The organism is Kitasatospora sp. NPDC001683 (genome assembly GCF_053596495.1).
Map to the genome: position 1 here is coordinate 38867 of NZ_JBSFGK010000005.1, position 21853 is coordinate 60719.

The 21853-nt window shown below is 73.1% G+C and carries 17 protein-coding genes; 4 read left to right on the forward strand and 13 right to left on the reverse strand.

Annotation, left to right across the window (positions count from 1 at the left end; translation table 11 throughout):
* Positions 1-69 precede the first annotated feature (69 nt).
* Positions 70-2010 (forward strand): hypothetical protein, encoded by a 1941-nt coding sequence (locus ACWCYO_RS03825; protein ID WP_449783238.1) that lies wholly within the window; start codon positions 70-72, stop codon positions 2008-2010.
* A 191-nt stretch (positions 2011-2201) separates the two neighbouring features.
* Here the strand turns inward: ACWCYO_RS03825 and ACWCYO_RS03830 are convergent, their stop codons facing one another.
* The 4 genes from ACWCYO_RS03830 to ACWCYO_RS03845 form a co-directional block, all read right to left on the reverse strand.
* Positions 2202-3608 (reverse strand): S53 family peptidase, encoded by a 1407-nt coding sequence (locus tag ACWCYO_RS03830; protein ID WP_270142089.1) that lies wholly within the window; start codon positions 3606-3608, stop codon positions 2202-2204.
* A gap of 285 nt (positions 3609-3893) precedes the next feature.
* Entirely contained in the window at positions 3894-4652 is a 759-nt protein-coding gene (fabG, locus tag ACWCYO_RS03835) for a 3-oxoacyl-ACP reductase FabG (RefSeq protein ID WP_270142088.1), read from the reverse strand.
* A 67-nt stretch (positions 4653-4719) separates the two neighbouring features.
* Positions 4720-5919: a thiolase family protein gene (locus tag ACWCYO_RS03840; protein ID WP_270142086.1), complete on the reverse strand. Its 1200-nt coding sequence runs from the start codon at positions 5917-5919 to the stop codon at positions 4720-4722.
* 72 nt (positions 5920-5991) lie between these two features.
* Complete coding sequence (locus tag ACWCYO_RS03845) at positions 5992-7155, reverse strand: acyl-CoA dehydrogenase family protein (protein ID WP_449783283.1); 1164 nt, start codon at positions 7153-7155, stop codon at positions 5992-5994.
* A gap of 127 nt (positions 7156-7282) precedes the next feature.
* On the opposite strand from ACWCYO_RS03845, the gene ACWCYO_RS03850 reads away from it, so the two are divergent.
* A complete protein-coding gene (locus ACWCYO_RS03850) occupies positions 7283-7930 on the forward strand; it encodes a TetR/AcrR family transcriptional regulator (protein WP_449783239.1) in 648 nt (215 codons plus the stop codon).
* Between the two features lie 87 nt (positions 7931-8017).
* Here ACWCYO_RS03850 and ACWCYO_RS03855 read toward each other — a convergent pair whose 3' ends face one another.
* From ACWCYO_RS03855 to ACWCYO_RS03890, 8 genes are all read right to left on the reverse strand, one after another.
* Positions 8018-9118, reverse strand: coding sequence for a nitric oxide synthase oxygenase (locus tag ACWCYO_RS03855; RefSeq protein ID WP_449783284.1), 1101 nt, complete (start codon positions 9116-9118; stop codon positions 8018-8020).
* Between the two features lie 306 nt (positions 9119-9424).
* A complete protein-coding gene (locus ACWCYO_RS03860; RefSeq protein WP_270142082.1) occupies positions 9425-10849 on the reverse strand; it encodes a sugar porter family MFS transporter in 1425 nt (474 codons plus the stop codon).
* Positions 10850-11081: 232 nt separating this feature from the next.
* The gene (gene egtD, locus ACWCYO_RS03865) at positions 11082-12053 is read right to left on the reverse strand and encodes an L-histidine N(alpha)-methyltransferase (protein ID WP_270142080.1); all 972 of its coding nucleotides are present in this window, start codon (positions 12051-12053) and stop codon (positions 11082-11084) included.
* A gap of 45 nt (positions 12054-12098) precedes the next feature.
* Positions 12099-12848 (reverse strand): ergothioneine biosynthesis protein EgtC, encoded by a 750-nt coding sequence (gene egtC / locus ACWCYO_RS03870; RefSeq protein WP_270142078.1) that lies wholly within the window; start codon positions 12846-12848, stop codon positions 12099-12101.
* The gene (gene egtB, locus ACWCYO_RS03875; protein WP_449783240.1) at positions 12848-14200 is read right to left on the reverse strand and encodes an ergothioneine biosynthesis protein EgtB; all 1353 of its coding nucleotides are present in this window, start codon (positions 14198-14200) and stop codon (positions 12848-12850) included. The genes egtC and egtB overlap by 1 nt, the downstream gene beginning before the upstream one ends.
* Positions 14197-15576: an ergothioneine biosynthesis glutamate--cysteine ligase EgtA gene (gene egtA / locus ACWCYO_RS03880; protein WP_449783241.1), complete on the reverse strand. Its 1380-nt coding sequence runs from the start codon at positions 15574-15576 to the stop codon at positions 14197-14199. Before egtA ends, egtB begins: the two co-directional genes overlap by 4 nt.
* Before the next feature lie 191 nt (positions 15577-15767).
* On the reverse strand, positions 15768-16982 hold the full coding sequence (locus tag ACWCYO_RS03885; RefSeq protein WP_449783242.1) for an aminotransferase class I/II-fold pyridoxal phosphate-dependent enzyme: 1215 nt from the start codon (positions 16980-16982) through the stop codon (positions 15768-15770).
* Positions 16972-17550: an SRPBCC family protein gene (locus ACWCYO_RS03890; RefSeq protein ID WP_449783243.1), complete on the reverse strand. Its 579-nt coding sequence runs from the start codon at positions 17548-17550 to the stop codon at positions 16972-16974. Before ACWCYO_RS03890 ends, ACWCYO_RS03885 begins: the two co-directional genes overlap by 11 nt.
* A gap of 333 nt (positions 17551-17883) precedes the next feature.
* Between ACWCYO_RS03890 and ACWCYO_RS03895 the strand changes: the two genes are divergently transcribed.
* Both ACWCYO_RS03895 and ACWCYO_RS03900 read left to right on the forward strand, forming a co-directional pair.
* On the forward strand, positions 17884-18690 hold the full coding sequence (locus ACWCYO_RS03895) for an SAM-dependent methyltransferase (RefSeq protein WP_270142072.1): 807 nt from the start codon (positions 17884-17886) through the stop codon (positions 18688-18690).
* Between the two features lie 49 nt (positions 18691-18739).
* Complete coding sequence (locus tag ACWCYO_RS03900; protein ID WP_449783244.1) at positions 18740-20860, forward strand: putative bifunctional diguanylate cyclase/phosphodiesterase; 2121 nt, start codon at positions 18740-18742, stop codon at positions 20858-20860.
* Between the two features lie 27 nt (positions 20861-20887).
* Here the strand turns inward: ACWCYO_RS03900 and ACWCYO_RS03905 are convergent, their stop codons facing one another.
* Positions 20888-21517 (reverse strand): GTP cyclohydrolase II, encoded by a 630-nt coding sequence (locus tag ACWCYO_RS03905; RefSeq protein WP_270142068.1) that lies wholly within the window; start codon positions 21515-21517, stop codon positions 20888-20890.
* Between the last annotated feature and the right edge of the window lie 336 nt (positions 21518-21853).

Genomic DNA, 21853 nt, shown 5'->3' on the forward strand with positions numbered 1-21853 from the left:
GTCGCACCCACCGGATGGACCCTCACCGGCCTGCCCGCCGCAGGCGCATCCGCCCCGGCGACGGCAGCCGTGGCTCCTGCCGCGGGCCCCGGTGGGCTGGGCGCGGCGCCGCGCGGCCGGATCCTGGTGATCGAGGGCGGGTACGGCAACTCCGGCCGCCGCACCTGGGGCCGGGGCGGTCCCGCCCAGGCGCCGGTGCTGTCGGCGATGCTGGCCGCCGTCTCGCCGCAGGTGCTGCTCGCCGCGGACGCGGTGGACGCCGTCCACCTGCCCGGCGCCAGCGACCCGCAGACCGTCCTCGCCCATCTGCGCGCCGCCTCCCGGCACCCCGGACCGCTGCTGGTCCACCTGGGCGGGCACGTCGTGGCCGACAAGCGCGGCGGCCAGCTGCAGCTCACCCTGCGCGACTCCAAGCAGGACGGACTGCCCTGGCAGGCCATCGCCGCCGAACTGGGCCACCGTCCGGCCGAGTGGCAGACCCTGGTCATCGCCGACCTGAGCGCCGACCAGAACGCCTGGCCGTACCTCCAGGGCACCGTCTCGCCGCTCAGCGAGGGCATTCCGCTGTGGGCGGTGGTCAGCCCGGACCCGGAGCAGATCGGCACCTTCACCCGCGCCCTGATCGAGGCGTTGCACGGCGGCCGCCCGGGCGCGGGCGACGTGCTCGCCCCCGAGCAACTGCGCCAGCAGGTGTACTCGGTGCTGCGGCCGGACGTGGTCATCCTGGCCACCCACACCCCGGACCGGCCGGTGTTCCGCAACACCGCCCGCCGGGGCGACGCCCAGCCGGCGGACGTCATGCTGCCGCTGACGGACGCGCTGCCGGTGACGGGCGCGCTGCCGCTGCCCTCTGAACCCGTCCCGTCTGTCGTGCCGCCGCTGCCGCGCCAGGCAGAGCCGCAGGACGCCGTGGTCGAGCGGGTGTCGGCGGCTTCGACCCCGGCGCCGGTCACGCCCGTCGGTGGCCCGGTGAGCCTGCTCAAGCCCGGCGTGCCGCCCACGCCGCCTCGACCGGCCCGCCCGGTCAGCCTGCTGAAGGTGGGCGAGCCGACCGCCGAGGCGCCGTCGAGCGTGAGCCTGCGCAAGGCCGTTCCGACGGCGGAGGCCACACCCTCGGCGGGCGTCACGCTGCGCAAGGGTCGGCCGGAGTCCTCGGACGTTGTCGCGGTCGGGGCCGAGGCTCCGTCGCCGGCGGTTGCCGAGGTTGAAGCCGAGGACGTGGCCGTGGATGTGGCCGAGGTCGAGGACGTGGCCGTGGCCGTGGATGTGGCCGAGGTCGTCGAGGACGTCGTCGACGTCGCCCCGGTGGCTGCCGAGGTCGCCGCCGTGGTCGCCGAGGAGCCCCAGGACGCCGCCCCGGCCGAGGCCCAGCCGACGGGCGAGGTGCCGCAGGACGACGCGCCGCAGCACGACGGACCGCAGGGCGAGGTGCCGCAGGACGTGGTGCCGACCGACGCGGTGCCGGTCGATGAGCCGCCCGTATCGGCCGAGACCGCAGCCGCCCCCCAGGACGCCCCGCAGCACGCCCCGCAGACGGGCATCCAGGACGCCGGTGCGCCGCGCGCGGACTACCGCGAAGTCATCGGACGGATCGTCCGCAGCGCCGATGCCGGGGACCACGCCGCCGCCACCGACCTCGCCTTCGCCCTGGAGCTGGAGGCGATCGCCGAGCACGGCGCCGTCTCCGAGCCGGTCCTCCAGGTGCGCCAGGTACGTGCCCACGTGTGCCGGCTCGCGGGCCGACCGGCCGAGGCGGCCGAGATCTACCGAGAGGTGGCCATGACGCTGCTCCGCTCGCGGGGCGCGGACCACCCGGAGACCCAGCAGGCGGCCACCAACGCCGAGGCCTGCTGGCGTTCGATCACCGACCGGGCGGAGGCCGTGCGCATCGGCCCGGAGATCATCGAGCTGCGCGCCTACCTCCCCGGCCCCAACAACCGCAAGCTCCGGGCTGCCGAGCGCTATCTCACCCAGCTGGCCGCCACCCCGGCCCCGGCCGACCAGGCCTGACAGGCCCGGACTCCGGCGGCCCGCCGGAGTCCGCCGGGCCGCCGCCCCGCCGACAGGCGCCCAGCACCGAACAACTGACAGAAGACAGAAAACAGCGAACGGATAACAGATTTCGAAATCTGTTATCCGTTCGCTGTTACTTGTCAGCTGTCAGCTTGTTGGCTGCTCAAGGCATCAACCGACACGACTGCTTACTGCTCGTCACCCTGGCTGTTGTCGCCGATCTGGAAGTCGCCGGCGATCGCGTGGACGAACTTGGTGCCGTCGATGGTGCCGAGGCCGCTCGCGAGGTCGTAGCCCTCGGTGGCGTTGTAGCCGGTGACGCCGCCCCAGCCGTTGTCGCCCTCCTTGACGTCCACGATGCCGCTCCAGTTGCTCGGGAGCAGGCTCAGGCCGTACAGGCTCGGGTTGATCTGACCGAGGCGGTGGCCGGCGAGCTGGTCGGCGAGGGCGACGACGCCCGAGAACAGCGGGGTGGCCTCGCTGGTGCCGCCGGTGAGGTGCCAGCCGACCGCGGTCGGGTCGTAGGACTCGTAGGTCCAGGCGGCGCCGTCGACGGCCGCGCTCATGCTGATGTCGGGGGTGCCGCGGTGGTTGCCGGTGACGTTCGCGACGCCGGCCTGGTACCACGGGCGGTCGAAGATGCCCGACACGCCGCCGCCGCCGGCGCCGGACTTGTCGTGCCACACCTTGTCGGCCGCGGTGCGGTTGCCCTTGTCGTCCAGGGTCAGCTGGGTGCCGCCGACGGAGGTCACCAGCGGGTCCGAGGACGGCCAGGAGTTGACCTTGAACTGGTACAGGTCGGTGCCGTTGGACTGCGCGTCGGTCGCGCCGTTGTCGCCGGAGGCGGCGAGGACGGTGACGTTGCGGGCGGCGGCGGCCTTGAAGGCGTAGCGCAGGTCGGTCAGCGACTTGAAGTCGCCCTTGTCGTAGCCCGGGAAGGTGTTCTCGGTGGCGCCGAAGCTCTGCGAGATGACGTCGCCGATGCCCTTCTTGATGAGGTCCTTCTCGGCGTCCATCATCTCGGGCAGACCGGTGGTGCCCTCGGTCTCGGCGACGCCGGTCTCGACCAGGACGATGTGCGCGTCGGGGGCGATCGCGTGGGCGTACTCGACGTCCAGGGTGGTCTCGCCGGCCCAGCCGGTGTGGTCGGGGTTCTTCGGGTCGAAGGCGGGGACGTTGCCCCACTTCCGCACCTCGACCTGGGTGTCCTGGATGCCCCACTGCTTGTCGAAGACCTCCAGGTCGTGCTGGATGGTCGGGGAGCCGAAGGAGTCGACGATGACGATCGTGCGGCCCTTGCCGGTGACGCCCTCCTGGTACAGGGGGTTCAGGTTGTAGGCGTTCCGGTACTGCAGCGGCGAGTAGCAGTGGATGCCGATCTGGCTGACGCACTGAGTGGTGGTCAGCGGTGCCGGGCGGGTCGTGGCGAGGTGGTGGCCGAAGGAGGCCGGGCGGACGTGCACGCCCGAGAGGTCGTGCGCGGGGGCGGCGGTCGCGGCGCCGACGGCCGGAACGGCGATGGTGCCGGCGGTGAGGGCGGTGGCCCCCACGGCGAGCAGAGCCAGGGCACGGCGGAGGGTGGCGGGGCTGCCCATGGGACTCCTTGGGACGCAGAGGGCCCGACCAGGTCGGGTCGGGTCGGTTCGGACATCCCATCGAGTGCCGCATGATCATGCCATAGTCATTTGGTGGGGTCGTCTGCGTGGGTGCATGGTCATGATCGGCCACGCGAAAAGGTAAAGGCCGTCCCAGGGGAAAGTAACCACGCACCTGGGACGGCCATGTGATGACACGTCAGTAATATTCAATGAATATTAACCGTATCTACCCACTACCCACTCACTTCAATCGGAGCCACCGAATTTCCGCGACTGCCGGAACTACCGGGCCCCGCCGTTGACGTAGAGTGTCTGCCCGCTCACGTAAGAGGCCTCCTCGCTGGCCAGGAAGGCGACCACCGAGGCGATCTCCTCCGGCTGCCCGACCCGGCGCAGCGGCGTGCGGGCGGCCACCTCGGTCTGGTGGTCCTCGGCGGTGGCGCCGACCCGCTCGGCGGTGGCCGCCGTCATCGCGGTGGCGATGTAGCCGGGGGCGACGGCGTTGACGTTGATGTTGAACGGTCCGAGCTCGATCGCCAGGGTCGCGGTGAGCCCCTGGATGCCGGCCTTGGCGGCCGCGTAGTTGGCCTGGCCCCGGTTGCCGAGCGCGGAGCGCGAGCTGAGCGAGACGATCTTGCCGTACTTCTGCGCCACCATGTACTTCTGCGCCACGTGGCTGCAGTTGTACGCGCTGGTCAGGTTGACCGTCAGGACGGTGTCCCAGTCGGCCTTTGGCATCTTGAAGAACAGGTTGTCCCGGGTGATCCCGGCGTTGTTCACCAGGATGTGCAGCCCGCCGAGCTCCTCCGCGACCCGCGCGAACACCGCCTCGACGGCGTCGTAGTCGGCCACGTCGCAGCCGTAGGCCCGGGCGGTGCCGCCCTTGGCGGTGATCTCGGCGACCGTCCCGGCCGCCCGCTCGGCGGTCAGGTCGACCACCGCGACGGCCGCGCCCTCCTCCGCCAGCCGGCGGGCGGTGGCCGCGCCGATGCCCTGCGCCGCGCCGGTCACCACGGCGACCTTTCCTGCGAAACGCGTCATGCCAGTTCCTCCACTCATCGGACCCCGCTCACCGGAAAATCCATTCAGAACTCATCGGAAAATCGACTCAGACGTTCTCGACCAGCACGGCCGTACCCTGCCCCACGCCCACGCACATCGTGGCCAGGCCGCGCCGGGCGCCGGTGCGGCGCATCCGGTGCAGCAGGGTGGTGAGGATGCGGGCGCCCGAGCCGCCCAGCGGGTGGCCGAGGGCGATCGCCCCGCCGCTCGGGTTGACGATCTCGTCGGCCCGCTCCGGGCTGAACCCGATGCCGTCGGCGGAGGCCAGCGCCTGGGCGGCGAAGGCCTCGTTCAGCTCGGCGGTGTCCAGGTCGGCGAGGTTCCACCCGGCCCGCCCGAGTACCTTGGCCGTGGCCGGCACCGGACCGATGCCCATGACGTCCGGGTGCACCCCGGCCGAGGCCCCGGCCACGTACCGGCCGAGCGGTTGCAGCCCGAGGTCGCGCAGCGCCTCCTCGCTGACCAGGACCAGTCCGGCCGCGCCGTCGTTCATCGGCGAGGCGTTCCCGGCCGTGACGGTGCCGCCCTGACGGAAGGCCGGCTTGAGCCTGCCGAGCTTCTCCAGGCTGGTGTCCTCGCGGATGCCCTCGTCCTGGGTCACCGTCACCCCGTCCGGGCGCTCGACCGGGATCAGCTCGGCGTCGAAGTGCCCGTCCTTGCGGGCGGCGGCGGCCCGCTGGTGGCTGCGCAGCGCGAAGGCGTCCTGGCGCTCGCGCCCGATGCCGTACCGGCTCGCCACCTCCTCGGCGGTCTCGCCCATGCTGAGCACGCCGTGCAGCTCGGCCATCCGCGGGTTGGTGAGCCGCCAGCCGAGCCGGGTGTCGTGGGTCTCGATCCGGTGCGGCAGCGCCTCGTCGGGGCGGGGCAGCACGAAGGGCGCGCGGGTCATCGACTCGCAGCCGCCGGCCAGCACCACGTCGGCCTCGCCGGAGCCGATCGCCCGGGCGGCGAGGGTGACGGCCTCCAGGCCGGAGGCGCAGAGCCGGTTGACGGTGGCTCCGGGGACGCTCTCCGGCAGGCCGGCCAGCAGGACGGCCATCCGGGCGGCGTTGCGGTTGTCCTCGCCGGCCTGGTTGGCGGCGCCCCAGTAGACGTCGTCGATGCGGGCCGGATCGAGGGCGGGTACGTCGGCGAGCAGGGCGCGCAGCACGGTGGCCGAGAGGTCGTCCGGGCGGACCGTGGCGAGCGCTCCGCGCAGCCGGCCGATGGGTGTGCGGCGGGCTGCGGCGAAGTAGACGGGACGCACGTCGTGCTCCTTGTCGAGAGGGGTGGGATGCGCTGGGGGTGGGATGCGCTTGCGGCGATGGTCTTGCGGAGCTCAGAAGGCGTTGACGCCGGTCAGGGCGCGCCCGATGAGCAGTTGGTGGATCTGGCTGGTGCCCTCGTAGAGGGTCATCACGCGGGCGTCGCGCAGGTACTTGCCGACGGGGTACTCGTCGATGAAGCCGTAACCGCCGAACACCTGTAGCGCGTTGTTGGCGGCCCGGACGGCGGCCTCGCTCGCGAAGAGCTTGGCGACGGAGGACTCGGTGGCGAACGGCAGGCCGCGTTCGATGTGGTCGGCGACCTTCCAGGTGAGCAGCCGGGCGGCCTCGACGTCCACCGAGATGCCGGCCAGCAGCTCCTGGACGAGCTGGTGCGAGGCGATCGGCTTGCCGAACTGCTCGCGCTCGCCCGCGTAGCGGACCGCGGCCTCCAGGCAGGCCCGGGCGATGCCGACGCAGCCGGCCGCGACCGACATCCGCCCCTTGGCCAGCGCCGCCATCGCCACCGTGAAACCCTTGCCGACCTCGCCGAGCCGGGCGCCGTCGGGCACCCGGACGCCGTCCAGGGCGAGTTCGGCGGTGGCCTGGCCGCGCAGGCCGAGCTTGCCGTGGATCTCGGTGCGGCCGAAGCCGGGCAGGTCGGTGGGGACCAGGAAGGCGGTGATGCCCCGGTGACCCTGCTGCTCGGGACGGTCGCCGCCGGTGCGGGCGAAGACCAGCGCGACGTCGGCCCAGGTGCCGTTGGTGATGAAGGTCTTGGCGCCGCTGATCAGCCAGTCGTCGCCGTCGCGGACCGCCCGGGTGGTGAGGTTGGCGGCGTCCGAGCCGGTGCCGGGCTCGGTGAGCGCGAAGCAGCCGAGCGCCTCGCCCGAGGTGAGCCGGGGCAGCCAGTGCCGCTTCTGCTCCTCGGTGCCGAAGCCGTTGATCGACTTGCCGACCAGGCCGAGCGAGACCGAGACGATCCCGCGCACGGCCGAGTCGCCGCGCCCGAGCTCCTCCAGGACCAGGCAGTACGCGAGGTGGTCGCCGCCGCTGCCGCCGTACTCCTCGGGGATGGTCAGGCCGAGGAAGCCGACCTTCCCGAGCTTGCCGACGATCGCGCGGTCCACCGACTCGGCGCGGTCCCACTCGGCGGCGTACGGCACGATCTCGCGGTCGGTGAAGGAGGCGGCGAGGTCCCGGACGGCGCTCTGCTCCTCGGACAACTCCAGGTTCACGGCGGTGCCCACCTCGTTAAACTAGCGCTGCAAGTTTTACCAGGGGACTGTAGCTCCGACCCGCCGTGCTGGGAAGGGGCACCTGCCAGAATCGGTCCTCACCCACCCGACCGGAGGTAGCGACCCGATGGCCCGCCCGCGCACCCCGCTGCTCAGCCGCGACCGGATCGTCGCCGCCGCTCTGCGGCTGATCGACGACGAAGGGCTGGAGGTCCTCTCCACCCGCCGCCTCGCCGCCGAGCTCTCGGTCAGCGGGCCGTCGCTCTACAACCACTTCGCCACCAAGGACGAACTCCTGGACGCGGTGGTGGACAGCGTCATCGGGGAAGTCGACCTGTCGATGTTCAGCCGCCCGGGCACCCCCTGGCCGGACGCGCTGCACGCCTGGGCGCGCTCCTACCGCGCCGCGCTGGCCGCCCACCCCAACATCGTCCCGGTGCTCGCCCAGGGGCCGGGGCGGCGGCCCAACGCGCTGCGCCTGGCCGACGCGGTCTTCGGGCACCTGGTCGAATCCGGCTGGCCGCGCGGCCAGGCCACCCGGATCGGCGCGCTGATGCGCTACTTCGTCACCGGCTCCGCACTCGCCTCCTTCGCGGCCGGCTTCCCGGCGGACGCCGAGGTCTACGACGCGGCCGACTACCCGCACCTCGGCGAGGCGCACCGGCTCGCCGGGCACCGGGGGACGGTCGACGAGGGCGCCTTCGAGACCGGGCTCGAGGCGCTGCTGGACGGCCTCGTCCTGCGCTTCGAGCGCTTGCCCGCGCGGTCGGCGTAGGACCGCCGGTCCCTTCTGGCCCGCGTCCTCCTGCGTCCTATCGCGCTCTCTCGCGGTCTACTGCGTCCCACCGCGTTCCATCGCGTCCTACCAGGGCTCGCGGGCGAGGAAGGCCGGCCGCTGCTCCGGGTCCACCGGGTCGTAGTACCGGTGGTAGACCGGCGTCAGTCCGCCGGAGACCGGGGGCACGATCCAGCTCCAGTCCGCCGGGGTCGGGCGGCCCAGCCGCTGCTCCTGGGCGACGTGCTTGAGGAAGCGCTCCGACTCGGTGTGGTGGTCGGCGATCGTCACCCCGGCCTCCTGGAACGAGTGCAGCACCGCGACGTTGAGTTCGACCAGGGCGCGGTCGCGCCAGAGCGTGCGGTCGCTGGAGGTGTCCAGGCCCAGCCGCTCGGCGACGGTGCCGAGCATGTCGTAGCGGTCGGCGTCGGCGAGGTTGCGGGCACCGATCTCGGTGCCCATGTACCAGCCGTTGAATGGCGCGGTGGGGTAGCGGACGCCACCGATCTCCAGCGTCATGTCGCTGATCGCGGGCACCGCGTACCAGCGCAGCCCGAGCTCGGCGAACCACGTGTGCTCGGGGTGGCTCAGCGGCACCTCGAGGGTGGTGTCGTCCGGCAGCTCATACCAGCGCGGGCGCTCGCCCGGGCGTTCCTGGACCAGCAACGGCAGTGCCTCGAAGCGGTCCTCGGCGCACTTCCAGCCGAGCTCGCGGGCCCGGGCGGCGAGCGCGGTGCCCGCCGGGTCGCCGACCACGGCGCCGTCGACCCGGTGCCCGGCGTAGCGGACCAGCTGCTGGTTGAGGATCCGCGCGGCCGGGCGGCCCGGGCGGTCGGGGGCGAACACCGAGACCACCGGGCGGATCCGGCCGCCGTTGCTCGCCAGCCGCAGGTGCTCGAAGCACTCGGCGGCGATGTCGTCGGCGGCGGACAGGTGGCGCAGGTCGCGGACCACCAGGCTGCGCCAGTACAGCCGACCGATGCAACGGGCGGCGTTGCGCCAGGCGAGCTTTGCGCCGTAGGCGAGTTCGGCGGGGGTGTGCCGGTAGCTGCCGGTGCGGTCGATCTCCTCCCGGACGGCGCCCAGCCTCGGCTCCGGGTCACCGGCGGCGGGCTGCTCGCGGTGGAACTGGCGGATGAACTCGGCCGCCCGGTCGGGGTCGGTGAACGGCGCGGGCGCGGACGGCAGTTGCGGGCCGGGCCAGTGCGGTGCGGGCACCTGCGGGGGCGGCGGGAACGCGCCCGGGGCGTGGGCCGGGTGGGCGTGGGCGTACGGGCAGCCGCCGCTCGGGGCGGTGGCGGGTCTGCGGGGGCGAAGCCGGTTGAAGATCAAGGACACATCCCTCCTGCCGCACAGGAGTACCGGAGGTCGTGGGCCCACCGCAGGGAGTGAACGATTCGGCCCCCGCACCCGGGCTCAGCGCGCTAGGGTACGGGGGCCGAAGGACTGATCGTCGGACCGTCGGACGGTCCGAGCAGCCGATGGACGGACTGGTCAGCCCATGTCCTCCAGTCGGACGCCCTTGGTCTCCTTCATGAACTTCGCCACGAAGACGATCGACAGCGCCGCGAAGGCCGCGTACACCAGATAGGTCGCCGAGAGGTTCCAGCGCGAGAGCGACGGGAACGACACGGTGATCGCCCAGTTGGCGATCCACTGCGCGGAGGCGGCGACGGACAGCGCGGCGGCGCGGACCCGGTTGGGGAACATCTCGCCGAGCATCACCCAGACGACCACGCCCCAGGACATCGCGAAGAACAGCACGAAGGCGTTGGCGGAGATCAGCGCGACGGTGCCCTGCAGGTCGGGCAGCGAGACGTTGTCGCCGGAGCCGGTCGCGGAGGAGAACGCCCAGCCGGCCGCGGCGAGGGTGACGGCCATGCCGGCCGAGCCGATCAGGGCGAGCGGCTTGCGGCCGATCCGGTCGACCAGCAGGATCGCGATCACGGTGCCGAGGATGTTGATGACCGAGCCGATGAAGCTGATCAGCAGCGAGTTGCTCTGGTCGATGCCGACCGACTGCCACAGGATCGACGAGTAGTAGAAGATCACGTTGATGCCGACCAGCTGCTGGAAGACCGACAGGCCGATGCCGACCCAGACGATCGGGAGCAGACCGAAGCGGCCGCCGAGCAGGTCGCGGAAGCGCGGGCGGTGGTCGGAGGCGATCAGCGACCGGATCTCGGCGATCCGGGCGTCGGTGTCGGTGCCCTCGCCCTCGACCTGGGCCAGCACCTTGCGGGCGTCGTCCAGGCGCTCGGCCTGGATCAGGTAGCGCGGGGACTCGGGGATCATCGAGGACAGCACGAAGTAGACCACGGCCGGGATCACGCAGATGCCCAGCATCCACTGCCAGGCCTCCAGGCCGAGCAGGTGGCCACGGGTGTCACCGCCGGCGACGTCCGCCAGCACCCAGTTGACCAGCTGGGATATCGCGATGCCGAGCACGATCGCGGCCTGCTGGAAGGAGGCCAGCCGACCCCGGTACTTGGTCGGCGCGACCTCGGCGATGTAGGTCGGGGCGATCACCGAGGCGATGCCGATGGCCGCGCCGCCGAGGACGCGCCACAGGGCGAGGTCCCAGGGGGAGAAGGGCAGCATCGAGCCGACGGCGCTGACCGCGAACAGCAGCGCGCCCGCCTTCATGACCTTGATGCGGCCGTAGCGGTCGGCGAACCGGCCGGCCAGCGCCGCGCCGACCGCCGAGCCCAGCAGCGCCGAGGAGACGATCAGGCCGGTCTCGCCGCTGCCGACTCCGAACTTTCCCTGGATGCCGGAGACGGCGCCGTTGATCACGGAGCTGTCGTAGCCGAACAGGAAGCCGCCGAGGGCTGCGGCGGCGGTGATGAAGACGACGAAGCCGAGGCGGCCGGAGGCGGTGGCCTCGGCCGCCCCGGAGGGCTTCTGGGTGACGCTCACGATCTTGACTCCTGGTACTCAACGCTGAGCTCGATAGCCGAGATCGTAACCCGTATTCGTTCAAGCCTTGTAGGCGAGGCGGCTCAAGTGTCGTTCTGAGAATTCGTAAGGTGAATAAGCAAATTGAGGCCCCCTGATCCCAGCCCGGATCCCGGCGCCTGACCCAGCCCCGGATCCCGGTGCCTGACGCGGCCCAGGATCCCGACCCGAATGCCCGGCTCGCGTGCCAGGCTCAGGCCGGGGCGGACAGCGAGAGCCCGAACCGGCCCTCGGGGTCGGTCCACCAGTGGGTCAGCCGCAGCCCGGCCGCCATCAGCTCCCCGGCCACCCGCTCGCGGCGGAACTTGGCCGAGACCTCGGTGCGCAGCTCCTCGCCCCGGTCGAAGTGCACCGGCAGGTCCAGGGCGGGGATCTTCACGGTCTGCGAGCGCACCGAGCGCAACCGCATCTCGATCCACTCCTGCGCCGGGTCCCAGAGTGCGACGTGCTCGAAGGCGGTCGGGTCGAAGTCGGCGCCCAGTTCGCGGTTGAGCACGTTGAGCACGTTGCGGTTGAACTCGGCGGTCACCCCGGCGCGGTCGTCGTAGGCGGCGACCAGTACCGCCGGGTCCTTGACCAGGTCGGTGCCGAGGAGCAGGAAGTCGCCCGGCTCGAGGGCGGCGCGCAGGCCGCGCAGGAAGCCGGCGCGCTCCTGCGGCAACAGGTTGCCGAGGGTGCCGCCGAGGAAGGCGACCAGGCGGGGGCCGCCCTCCGGGGGCAGGCCGAGCCGGGCGGTGAAGTCGGCCAGCACGCCGTGCACGGTCAGTCCGGGGTACTCGGCGGCGAGCGCGGCGCCGGCCGCGGTCAGCGCGCTCTCGCTGACGTCCACCGGGACGTAGCTCCCCAGGGTGTCGAGCGAGCGCAGCGCGTCCAGCAGCAGCCGGGTCTTCTCGGAGGAGCCGGAGCCCAGTTCGACCAGGGTGCGGGCCCGGGTGGCGGCGGCGATCTCGCCGGCCCGGGCGGTGAGGATGGCCCGCTCGGCGCGGGTCGGGTAGTACTCGGGCAGCCGGGTGATCTCCTCGAACAGCTCGCTGCCCCGGGCGTCGTAGAACCACTTCGGCGGCAGCCACTTGGGGTCGGAGGTCAGCCCCTGTCGCACGTCGTGGCGCAGGGCGGTGCTGAAGTGGTCGGCCGGCAGCAGTCGGATGAGATCGAAGGTGTCCATGACAGGGAGGTTCCTCTGTTCAGAAGATGAAGGGAGAGCGGAAGGTCAGTAGTGGCTCGGGAGCTGCCGGACCCGGACGCCCCCGGCGTCGGCCAGGAGCAGGGAGCCGTCCGGCACGGGCGTCCAGCCCGGGTCGTCGTCGTACGGCTCCGAGGCCACCACCGTGCCGAGGCCGGGCAGGCTCCGGTGGTGCAGGGTGTCGCCCCAGGTGGTCGCGGCGAGCGCGGTGCCGTCGGTGAGCAGCAGGTTGAGCCGCCCGGTGGTGTGCGCGGTGACGTCCGTCACCGTGCCCGTCAGCGCCTCGCCGAGGCTCGCTCCCCGGCGCAGCCGGTGCAGGGTCAGGGCCCACAGCAGGGCCGAGTCGCTCCGGGCCTCCAGCTCCAGTAGCTCGGCGGGCGGCAGCAGGGCGGCCAGCGCGTCCAGCTTGCCGGGCCAGCCGGCCACCGCGCCGTTGTGGCTGAACAGCCAGCGCCCGGCGGCGAACGGCGCGGCCGCGGCCTCGCCCGCCGCGCAGCCCTCGGTGGCGGAGCGGACGGCCGCCAGCAGCGCCCGGGTGCGGATCACCCGGGCGAGGTCGGCGAAGGTCGCGTCCGCCCAGATCGGCCCGGCCCGGCGGTAGCGGGCGGGCAGTTCGTCGCCGTCCGCGTACCAGCCCAGGCCGAAGCCGTCCACGTTGACCGTCCCGTACTGCTGGGTCCGGGGCGCCCAGGACTGCCGGTACAGCGCGTACGGCGGGTGCACCAGCAGCTCCTGCGGCGCCACCGACTCGCCCAGGTAGGCGAGGTGACGACACATCAGGCCTCCTCCGGGGTGCGGGCGGTGCGGAAGCCGGAGAAGATCTGCCGCCGGATCGGGTAGTCCCAGTTGCGGAAGGTGCCCCGGCAGGCGACCGGCGCCACCGCGAAGCAGCCGCCGCGCAGCACCTTGTACTCGGACCCGAAGAAGACCTCCGAGTACTCCTTGTACGGCCAGGCCCGGAATCCCGGGTAGGGGTGGAAGTCGCTGGCCGTCCACTCCCACACGTCGCCCATCAACTGCCGGACACCGTAGGGGGACTGGCCGTCCGGGTAGCTGCCGGCGGCGGCCGGGCGCAGGTGGCGCTGGCCGAGGTTGGCCTGCTCGGGACCGGGCGGCCCGTCACCCCAGGGGTAGCGGCGGGAGCGGCCGGTGGCCGGGTCGTGCCGGGCCGCCTTCTCCCACTCGGCCTCGGTCGGCAGCCGCCGTCCGGCCCAGCGGGCGTACGCGTCCGCCTCGTACCAGCTGACGTGCAGCACCGGCTCGTTCGGCGGGACGGGCTCGACCGTGCCGAAGCGGCGGCGCAGCCACTGGCCGTCCTGCCGCTGCCAGAACAGCGGGGCGCGCAGGTCGGCCCGGCGGCGGTGCTCCCAGCCCTGCTCGGTCCACCAGCGCGGGTCGTCGTAGCCGCCGTCGGCGATGAAGCGCTGGTAGGCGGCGTTGGTGACCGGGGTGGTGTCCAGGAGGAAGGCCGGCAGGTCGACGGTGTGCGCCGGGCGTTCGTTGTCCAGCGCCCACGGCTCGGTGTCCGTGCCCATGGTGAACGGGCCCGCGGGGATGAGGACCTCGGGCGGCAGGATGGCCGCGTCGGCGGGGGCGGGCGGCGGCGGGGGAGCGGCCAGGGCGGGTTCGCCCGCGCGGAGCTGATGGGTGATCAACATCGTCTCGTCGTGCTGCTGTTCGTGCTGGGCGATCATTCCGAAGGCGAACCCGGCGTCCAGCAGCGGCGCGCCCTCCAGCGGGCTGGCGGCCAGCAGGTCCAGCACCCGGCCGCGCACCTCGTGGGCGTACGCGCGGGCCTCGGCGGGCGGCAACAGGGGCAGGCTGGGGCGCTCGGCCCGGGGGTGCTGGAACGCGTCGTACAGCGGGTCGATCTCGGGGTGCAGCGGGTCCCGGCCGCCGACGTTGCGCAGCAGCCAGAGCTCCTCCTGGTTGCCGATGTGCGCGAGGTCCCAGACCAGCGGGGACATCAGCGGGGAGTGCTGGGCGGTGAGGTCGGCGTCCTCGACGCAGTCGGTCAGCGCGGCGGTCCGGGCGCGGGCGGCCAGCAGTTCGGCGGCGATGGTCTCGCGCAGCGCCTCGGTGCCGGTCGTGCCCGTCCCCGGAGCGGCGGGCGGTCGGACGTCGGTCATGGTGCCTCCTCCGGGGGCGTGCGGTGGGTGCCGGAGCGCAGGGCGTCCAGCTGGTCGTCGGCAGGGCAGCGGCCGCGCGCGGGGTAGCGCTCGGCGAACTCGGCGACGGCCGTGCGCAGCCGCCCGGCGCCGGGCAGGCGGCCCAGCGCGGCATCGGCGGCGGCGAAGCAGGTGAGGGCGGCGCGGCGCAGCTCGGGGTCGGCGACGCCCAGGGTGGCGGCGCGGCGCCAGGCCGCGCTGCGCGGCGGCCGCGGGGCGGTGGCGCCCTGCTGCCGGTCGAGGGCGTCCAGCGGCTCCAGGGCGGCGAACGCGGCGTCGGCGGCCAGCGGGTCGTCCAGCAGCGCGGTGACCAGGGCGGTGACCACCATCCAGCCCTCCCCGGGCTGGGCGTCGACCATCCGCAGCTCCAGGTGGCCGCGCGGGCGCACCGGCGGGAAGAGCGTGGTGCTGTGGTAGTCCAAGTCGGCCAGCGTGGGCGGGCGTTCGCCGCCGCCGCGGATCCAGTCGCGGAAGGTCAGGTTCGGCGGGGCCGTCCAGGGCAGCCCCTCCGGCCGTCTTACGCACAGGACTTGGGCATTCAGCACGTACTGCGCCCAGGCCTCGCGCGGGTCGCCGTGGTCGGGTTCGGGGGCGAGGGTGCGGGTGGGGTCCATCCGGGACCAGACGGTCTGCCGGGTGGACCGGTGGCCGGTCGGTCTGCCGTCCAGCAGCGGGGAGTTGGCGAAGGCGGCGACCAGCACCGGGCCCAGCCGGTGGACCAGTTGCCAGCGCCGTTCGACCGTGTGCGGACCGTCCGTGTCGCCGGCGTCCAGGCACACCTGCACGGAAGCGGTACCGGTCATCATGACCCGGCCCCAGGGGCCGGCCGAGTCGAAGAATCGCTCCATCGCGAGGTAGCGGGGGTGGTCCAGCACCATCCGTCGGGGGCGGGCGAGCGGGTCCGTCCCGGTGCCGGTGAGTCGGAGGCCCTGCGCCGCGAAGGCGGCTCGCAGGGCGGTCAGATCGCGACGGGTGTCGTCGACGCAGGCCAGGAGGCCGGTGGCGGGCGGGGAGCTGAGCTCGACCTGTCCGCCGGGTTCGAGCGTGAGGCGCGAACCGGAGGGGAGCGAGGTGCCGTCGGGGCCGCCGAGGGGCAGCGACTCCAGCGCGGCGTGGAGCAGTTCCGGCTGGACGGGGCGGCTGGGACATCGGTCGTCATGGACGAACCACTCGACCTCGACGCCCACCAGCCGGGGCGGTCCGATCTTGAAACAGACGCCCGACACGTGGCTGAGCGCCCCCGATTCGGTCAGCGGGGTCACCCCGGTCGGGGGCGGCGGTGCGCTCTGCCGGTCGGGCGGAGTGGTGCGGGATGTCGGTATCACCGGACTCACCATCCTCGGGATCACGATTGCGGCCCGGTCTACCCTGCCCAGTCTGCTACGGAGCATGCGGGGGCGCTTCGCAAATATCGCGTGAATGTTCGCTTTTGCAGGTCAGGAGCGTGGCGATCGGGTGAATCCGGGGGGTTGCGGGGTGGTGCCGCGAGGCGCGCCCGGGCCCTGCTCGACCAGGGCACGTGCCCCGGTCACAGGCGGTCCAGCCGCTCCAGGACGGTGTCCAGCACGGGGCCCGGCAGGGCGTAGTTGAGGCGCAGCGAGCCCGCGCCGCCCGGGCCGAACTCGGCGCCGTCGGAGGCCTCCAGGCCGCAGCGCTCCAGCAGTGCCGCGCGTGCGGTCGCGGGCGACAGGCCGAGGGCGGCGGCGTCCAGCCAGAGCAGGTAGGAGGCGCGCGGGGTGGAGCGGACGGCGGGGCCGAGGCGGTCGGTGAGCCCGGCGCGGGCGGCGGCGAGGTGGGCGAGCAGCGCGTCCAGCCAGGGGCCGCCCTCGCCGAGCGCGGCCCGCTGCACGGTCTGCTCCAGCAGGCCGCCCTCCCAGAGGCCGTAGCCGGCCATGGTGTCGGTGAGGCGGGCGCGCAGCCCGGGATCGGGGACGAGGGCGAAACTGCTGGGAATGCCGGAGCAGTTGAAGGTCTTTCCGACGGAGTTCAGGGTGACGACCCGGTGCCGCAGGGCCGGGTCGACGGTGGTGACGGCGACGGGGTGGGCGTGGCCGGGGTGGGTGAGGTCGCCGTGCACCTCGTCCGAGACGAACAGGGCGTCCGCCTCGGCGGCCCATTCGGCGAGGCCGCGCAGGTAGCCGGTCGGCCAGACCGTGCCGGAGGGGTTGTGCGGGTTGCTGAGCAGCACGGCGGCGGAACGGGGGAACGGGCCGCGCGGGGAGCGGTAGCCGTTCGGGCCCAGGTGCAGCGGCAGTTCGCGGTACGGGAGGCCGGCCGCGCGGCAGAGCTGGGCGAAGCCGCCCCATTCCGGGGTGGGGAAGAGGACGGGGGCCTGCGGCTGGGCGGCGTCCCTCCGGACGGTCTCCAAGAGGAGGCGGATGGTGGTGCGCGGGCCGCAGGGGAGCAGCAGGACCCAGTCGGGATCCACTTCGGCGCCGTGCCGGGCGCGGTACCAGTCGGCGACCAGGGTCCGCCCGGCCGGATCACAGACGGTGTAGCCGTACGCGCGGTGGCGGGCGCGTCGTTCCAGGGCCTCGGCGACGGCGGGCGGGCCGGGCAGGTCCATGTCCGCCAGGCCCATCGGGATCACCCCGGGGGTGGTGGCGCGGGCCCACTTGCTGCTGCCGGTGGCGGTGCGGTCGAAGGGGGTGTCGAAGCCGAAGGATCGGGGGGTGGGCGGGCCGCTGACAGATGACAGATTTCGAAATCTGTCATCTGTTCGCTGAAAGTTGTCAGCTGTCATCTGTTCGTCGTCCCCCGTCCCCTCCGTGGCCGTGGCCGTGGCCGTGGCCGTCGCCGTCGCCGTGGCCACCGCCCGCGCCGCTCCCGTGGCCGCCCGCCAGGTAAGCCGCCAGACCCCGGCGTCCCCGGCGCATCATCACCGCGTGGTTCGCTCGGAACACCGGGTGCAGCGGCAGGGCGAGGTGCCGCAGCAGGGGTTTGCCGGGCCTGGCGTCCTCCTCGAACAGCACCCGGCACCCCGCGCCGTCCGGCCCGTCCGGCCCGTCCGGCGAGTCCGGCCCGTCCGGCGTGACGGTGAACCGCGACCACCCCTCGAGGTCGCCCCGCATCGTCGCCTCCAGCACCCCCGCCGCCGGATCGCGCCGCCGCGTCTCGAGGTCGATCACCAGTCGGTACGGCAGCAGCGCGCGCACCACCACCTCCCCGGACTCCGGGCCGGTCCGCCGTACCTCGCGGATCTCCGGCCACCACCGCGGGTAGCCGCCGAAGTCCTCCAGCGCCGCGTACGCCGCCGACGCGGGCGCCGCGAGCCGCCACAGGCCCCGGAAGCGGTAGTGGTTGGGATCCACGGGCCCACCCTAGTCGGGCGCCCGCCGTCCGAGAGCCGAACGGGGCGGCCGGTCGCCGGGTCGGCACCCGTGGGTGGCACCCGTGGGCCGGAGCCCACCGATCGACGCGCGGCGCCAGGGACCGAACGCCAGGAACCGAACGCCAGGGATCAAACGCCATGGATCGAACACTCGGAAAATTCCGGGCAAAGCGTACAGATCGTGGGGAAGTCCGCACTCCGCTTGCACCCATTCGGGGTGCGGGGCAGGATCTTGCGTGCTTGTAGTCTCATCAGTCACGGCAGCATCCCCAGGCGCTGCACCCCTCGGAACCGGAGTGAAGGAGTCACAGGCATGCGGCGACCGAGCTGGGTACCGGAAGGTACGGACCTGGACAAACCGAACGCCGCACGGGTCTACGACTACTACCTCGGGGGCTCGCACAACTTCGAGGTCGACCGGGAGATGGCCCGCAAGGCGCTCGCCCTGTGGCCCGAGCTGCCCCAGATCATGCGCTCCAACCGGGCCTTCCTGCGCCGCGCCGTGACCTTCCTCGCCGAGCGGGGCATCACCCGCTTCCTGGACATCGGCTCCGGCATCCCCACCTTCGGCGCCGTGCACGAGATCGCCCGCGCGATCCGCCCCGGGGCGAAGGTCGTGTACGTGGACCGGGACCCGGTCGCCGTCGCGCACAGCCGCCTGCTGCTCGAGGACGACCCGGACAGCGCCGTCGTCCAGGCCGACCTGCGTGACGTCGAGGACCTGCTGGACCGCCCCGAGGTGGCCGCACTGCTGGCCGAGGGCGAGCCGGTGGCCGTCCTGCTGGTTGCCGTCGCCCACTTCGTCAGCGACGACGAGGACCCCTGCAGGCTGATCGGCACCATCCGCGACCGGCTCCCGGCCGGCAGTGCGCTGGCCCTCTCGCACGCCTCCCTGGAGGCCCGCCCGGATCAGGCCGAGGACCACCAGAACCTCTACCGGATGACCCCGACCCCGCTGACCATGCGCACCCACGAGCAGGTCACCGTCATGTTCGCCGGGTTCGAAGTGGTCGAGCCCGGCGTGGTTTCGCTGCCGCGGTGGCGCCCGGACCAGCCCGGCACGATCGGGGAGCACCCCGAGCGGATCGCCGGGCTGGCGGGCGTGGGGTTCCGCCCTTGAACGGTCCCGCCGGCTGTGCGACCGTCGGCCGCGGAACCGGGGCGGCCGGATGAGCGGCGCGAGCGCGGTGAACGGCAGCGCCGAGCGGTTCCACCACGACTGGTCCCGGTTGCTCTCCGCCGACCACGGCATCGCCGTCCACCCCGGCCTGCTCCGCCGGCTGGTCGCGCGCACCGCCGCGCTGCTGCACCGGGCCCAGCAGGACGAACCCTTCCAACCCCGGCTGGCCGCCCAGGCCGGCGCCGAGCTGGTCGACGCGCACTTCACCGACCCCGTCCTGCTCGCCCGCGCGGTCGAACTGCTGCAGTCCCAGCCGATCGACGACGACCGCGGCCCCGCCCTCACCGGCGCCTTCGCGGCCGGCTGGGCGAACGCCCTGCGCGAGCGCACGCTGCGCGAGCAGGAGGCCATCCGCACCGCCGCCGACGCCGCCCGCAAGGAGGCCGAACGCGCACTGCGCGCCTCCGAGGCCAGGTTCCGCGCCCTGTTCGAGAGCGCCGCGATCGGCATCGGGATCGGCGACACCGACGGCAACATCCTGGCCGTCAACAAGGCGCTGCAGGACCTGTTCGGCGCGGGCCCGACGGACATGATCGGCTGCCGGGTCGGCGACCTCGTCCACCCGGAGGACACCCCGGGCGTCTGGGAGGCGTACGAGGAACTGATCAGCGGCAAGCGCGAGTACTTCCAGTTCGACAAGCCGTACTACCGCCAGGACGGCGAGGTGATCTGGACCCACCTGACCGTCTCGCTGATCCGCGACGACGACGGCGTCCCGCAGTACCAGGTCGCGATGCTGGAGGACGTCACCGACCGCTACCGGCTCCAGGAGCGGCTGCGCCACCAGGCCACCCACGATCCGCTGACCGGCCTGCCCAACCGCGCCGCCTTCTTCGAACGGCTGGAGAAGCTGTTCGAGGACCCGGAGCCGGGCGCCCGCTTCGGCCTCTGCTACGTCGACCTCGACGGCTTCAAGGTGGTCAACGACAGCCTGGGCCACGACATGGGCGACCAGCTGCTGTCCGCCGTCGGCGCCCGGTTGAAGGCCGCCCTCACGCCGCTCGGCCACCTGGTCGCCCGGCTCGGCGGCGATGAGTTCGTCGTCCTGCTGGAGAACAGCCGGGGCGAGCAGGAGGCGGTGGCCGCCGCCAAGACCGTGCTCAAGGCGCTGGCCGGACCGGTGCTGATCGGCGACCACAGGCTCGCCGTCGGCGCCAGCGTCGGCGTGCTGGAGCGCCGGGTGTCCACCACCACCCCCGGCGCCGCCGTCCGGGCCGCCGATCTGACGCTGTACCGCGCCAAGGAGGCCGGCCGAGGCCGCTGGACGCTCTTCGACCCCAAGGAGAACGCCCGCGCCGTCAGCCGCTACGCGGTGTCCGTCCGGATGCCGGCCGCCCTGGACCGCGGCGAGTTCTTCATCGACTACCAGCCGCTCCACCGCCTCGCCGACGGCCGGATGGCCGCCGTCGAGGCGCTGGTGCGCTGGCGCCACCCGCAGCTCGGCGTGCTCGGCCCGGACGAGTTCGTCACCACCGCCGAGGAGACCGGGCTGATCATGCCGCTCGGCCGCTGGGTGCTGGAACAGGCCTGCGGCCAGGCCGCGGAGTGGATCAAGCAGTACGGCGACGCCGCGCCGCAGCTGAACGTCAACCTGGCGGTCCGGCAGGCGCGCAGCGCCGCGCTGGTCACCGACCTCGGCCGGATCCTGGACAGCACCGGCCTGGACCCGGCCCGGCTGCAGCTGGAGATCACCGAGTCGACCGTGGTCGGCCCAGAGGACGAGGCGCTGCGCACCCTGCACGGGCTGGTCGACCTCGGGGTGTCGCTCGCGGTGGACGACTTCGGCACCGGATGGTCCAACCTCGCCTACCTGCGCGACCTGCCGGTGTCCGGGCTGAAGATCGCCGGCTCCTTCGTCGGGGACCTCCACGATCCGGCGAAGGACGGGGCCACCGGGTGGCGGATCGTCAGCGGTCTGGTGTCGATGGCGCACGCGCTCGGACTGAACGTCACGGCCGAGGGCGTGGAGACCCACAAGGACGCCGAGCGGCTGCGCGAGATGGGCTGCGACTGGGCGCAGGGCTGGCACTTCGGCCGCCCGGTGCGGCCCGCCGAGATCGCCCGCCGGATCGTCGAGGAGCCGAAGGGGCGCCCGGTCGCGGAGCGGTGATCGCGGGCGCTCGTCCGCCGGTCGTGCTCAGCCCACCAGCCGGGAGAGCTCGATCGAGTGGCCGGTCCGCTCCACCTTCGCCGTCAGGTAGCGGACGTTGCTCGCCGACAGGTGGACACCGGTCGGCACCCGTCGCCGGACGGTGATGCCGAGCTCGGCCAACTGCGCGGCCTTGTCCGGGTTGTTGCTCAGCAGGTCGATGCCGTCGATGCCCAGCGTGGCGAGCATCTGGGCGGCCGCGGTGTAGTCCCGGCCGTCCTCGGGCAGGCCCAGCGCGGTGTTGGCGTCGTACGTGTCCAGGCCGGAGTCCTGCAGGGCGTAGGCGTCGAGCTTGTTGTACAGCCCGATGCCCCGGCCCTCCTGGCGCAGGTAGAGCAGGTAGCCGCCGGCCTCGCTGATCAGCTCCACCGACTCGCGCAGCTGCGGGCCGCAGTCGCAGCGGTCCGAGCCGAAGACGTCGCCGGTCAGGCACTCGGAGTGCAGCCGCACCAGCGGCGTACCGCCGTCCGGGACCGTGCCGAACGCGAGCACCAGGTGCTCGGCACCGTCGGCGAGGTCGTGGAAGGTGAAGACCTCCGCCTCGGCGCGGTAGCCGTCGGGGAAGGTCAGCGGGATGCGCACGCGCGAGCGCACCGTGGCGGAGCCGGGCTGAGGCATGGACGGGCCTCCGTCGATCGGGGGTGGACCGGGTTGGATCGTCTCGGATCCGGCTGGATCCGGTGGGGTCGGATGTCGACCGTACTCGGTCGTTCCAATTTGAACAACTGAATACCGCTGGTGACCGACCCGACCACGGAGCGGGACAACACCCCCACTCCCCCCGCGTGTTCCCGTCCGGCGGTCCAGCATGTGGAAGGGACGGGACCCGCGGTGTGGACACTGCGGGACTTCCTCCCGTTTCCTGGCCACGGGAACGCCTCGCGCACGACCGCCGACGACCACGGAAGGTCGTGATCAGATGCCGACGAGCCGCGTCACCTCCGCGTCCACCAC

Bases quoted from the DNA above. Each gene is read 5' to 3' on its own strand.
- ACWCYO_RS03885 (WP_449783242.1), bottom strand. From the start codon at position 16,982: ATGACAGCTGACAACTTTCAGCGAACAGATGACAGATTTCGAAATCTG.
- ACWCYO_RS03830 (WP_270142089.1), bottom strand. From the start codon at position 3,608: ATGGGCAGCCCCGCCACCCTCCGCCGTGCCCTGGCTCTGCTCGCCGTG.
- ACWCYO_RS03850 (WP_449783239.1), top strand. From the start codon at position 7,283: ATGGCCCGCCCGCGCACCCCGCTGCTCAGCCGCGACCGGATCGTCGCC.
- ACWCYO_RS03895 (WP_270142072.1), top strand. From the start codon at position 17,884: ATGCGGCGACCGAGCTGGGTACCGGAAGGTACGGACCTGGACAAACCG.
- egtD (WP_270142080.1), bottom strand. From the start codon at position 12,053: ATGGACACCTTCGATCTCATCCGACTGCTGCCGGCCGACCACTTCAGC.
- fabG (WP_270142088.1), bottom strand. From the start codon at position 4,652: ATGACGCGTTTCGCAGGAAAGGTCGCCGTGGTGACCGGCGCGGCGCAG.
- egtB (WP_449783240.1), bottom strand. From the start codon at position 14,200: ATGACCGACGTCCGACCGCCCGCCGCTCCGGGGACGGGCACGACCGGC.
- egtC (WP_270142078.1), bottom strand. From the start codon at position 12,848: ATGTGTCGTCACCTCGCCTACCTGGGCGAGTCGGTGGCGCCGCAGGAG.
- ACWCYO_RS03905 (WP_270142068.1), bottom strand. From the start codon at position 21,517: ATGCCTCAGCCCGGCTCCGCCACGGTGCGCTCGCGCGTGCGCATCCCG.
- egtA (WP_449783241.1), bottom strand. From the start codon at position 15,576: ATGGTGAGTCCGGTGATACCGACATCCCGCACCACTCCGCCCGACCGG.
- ACWCYO_RS03900 (WP_449783244.1), top strand. From the start codon at position 18,740: ATGAGCGGCGCGAGCGCGGTGAACGGCAGCGCCGAGCGGTTCCACCAC.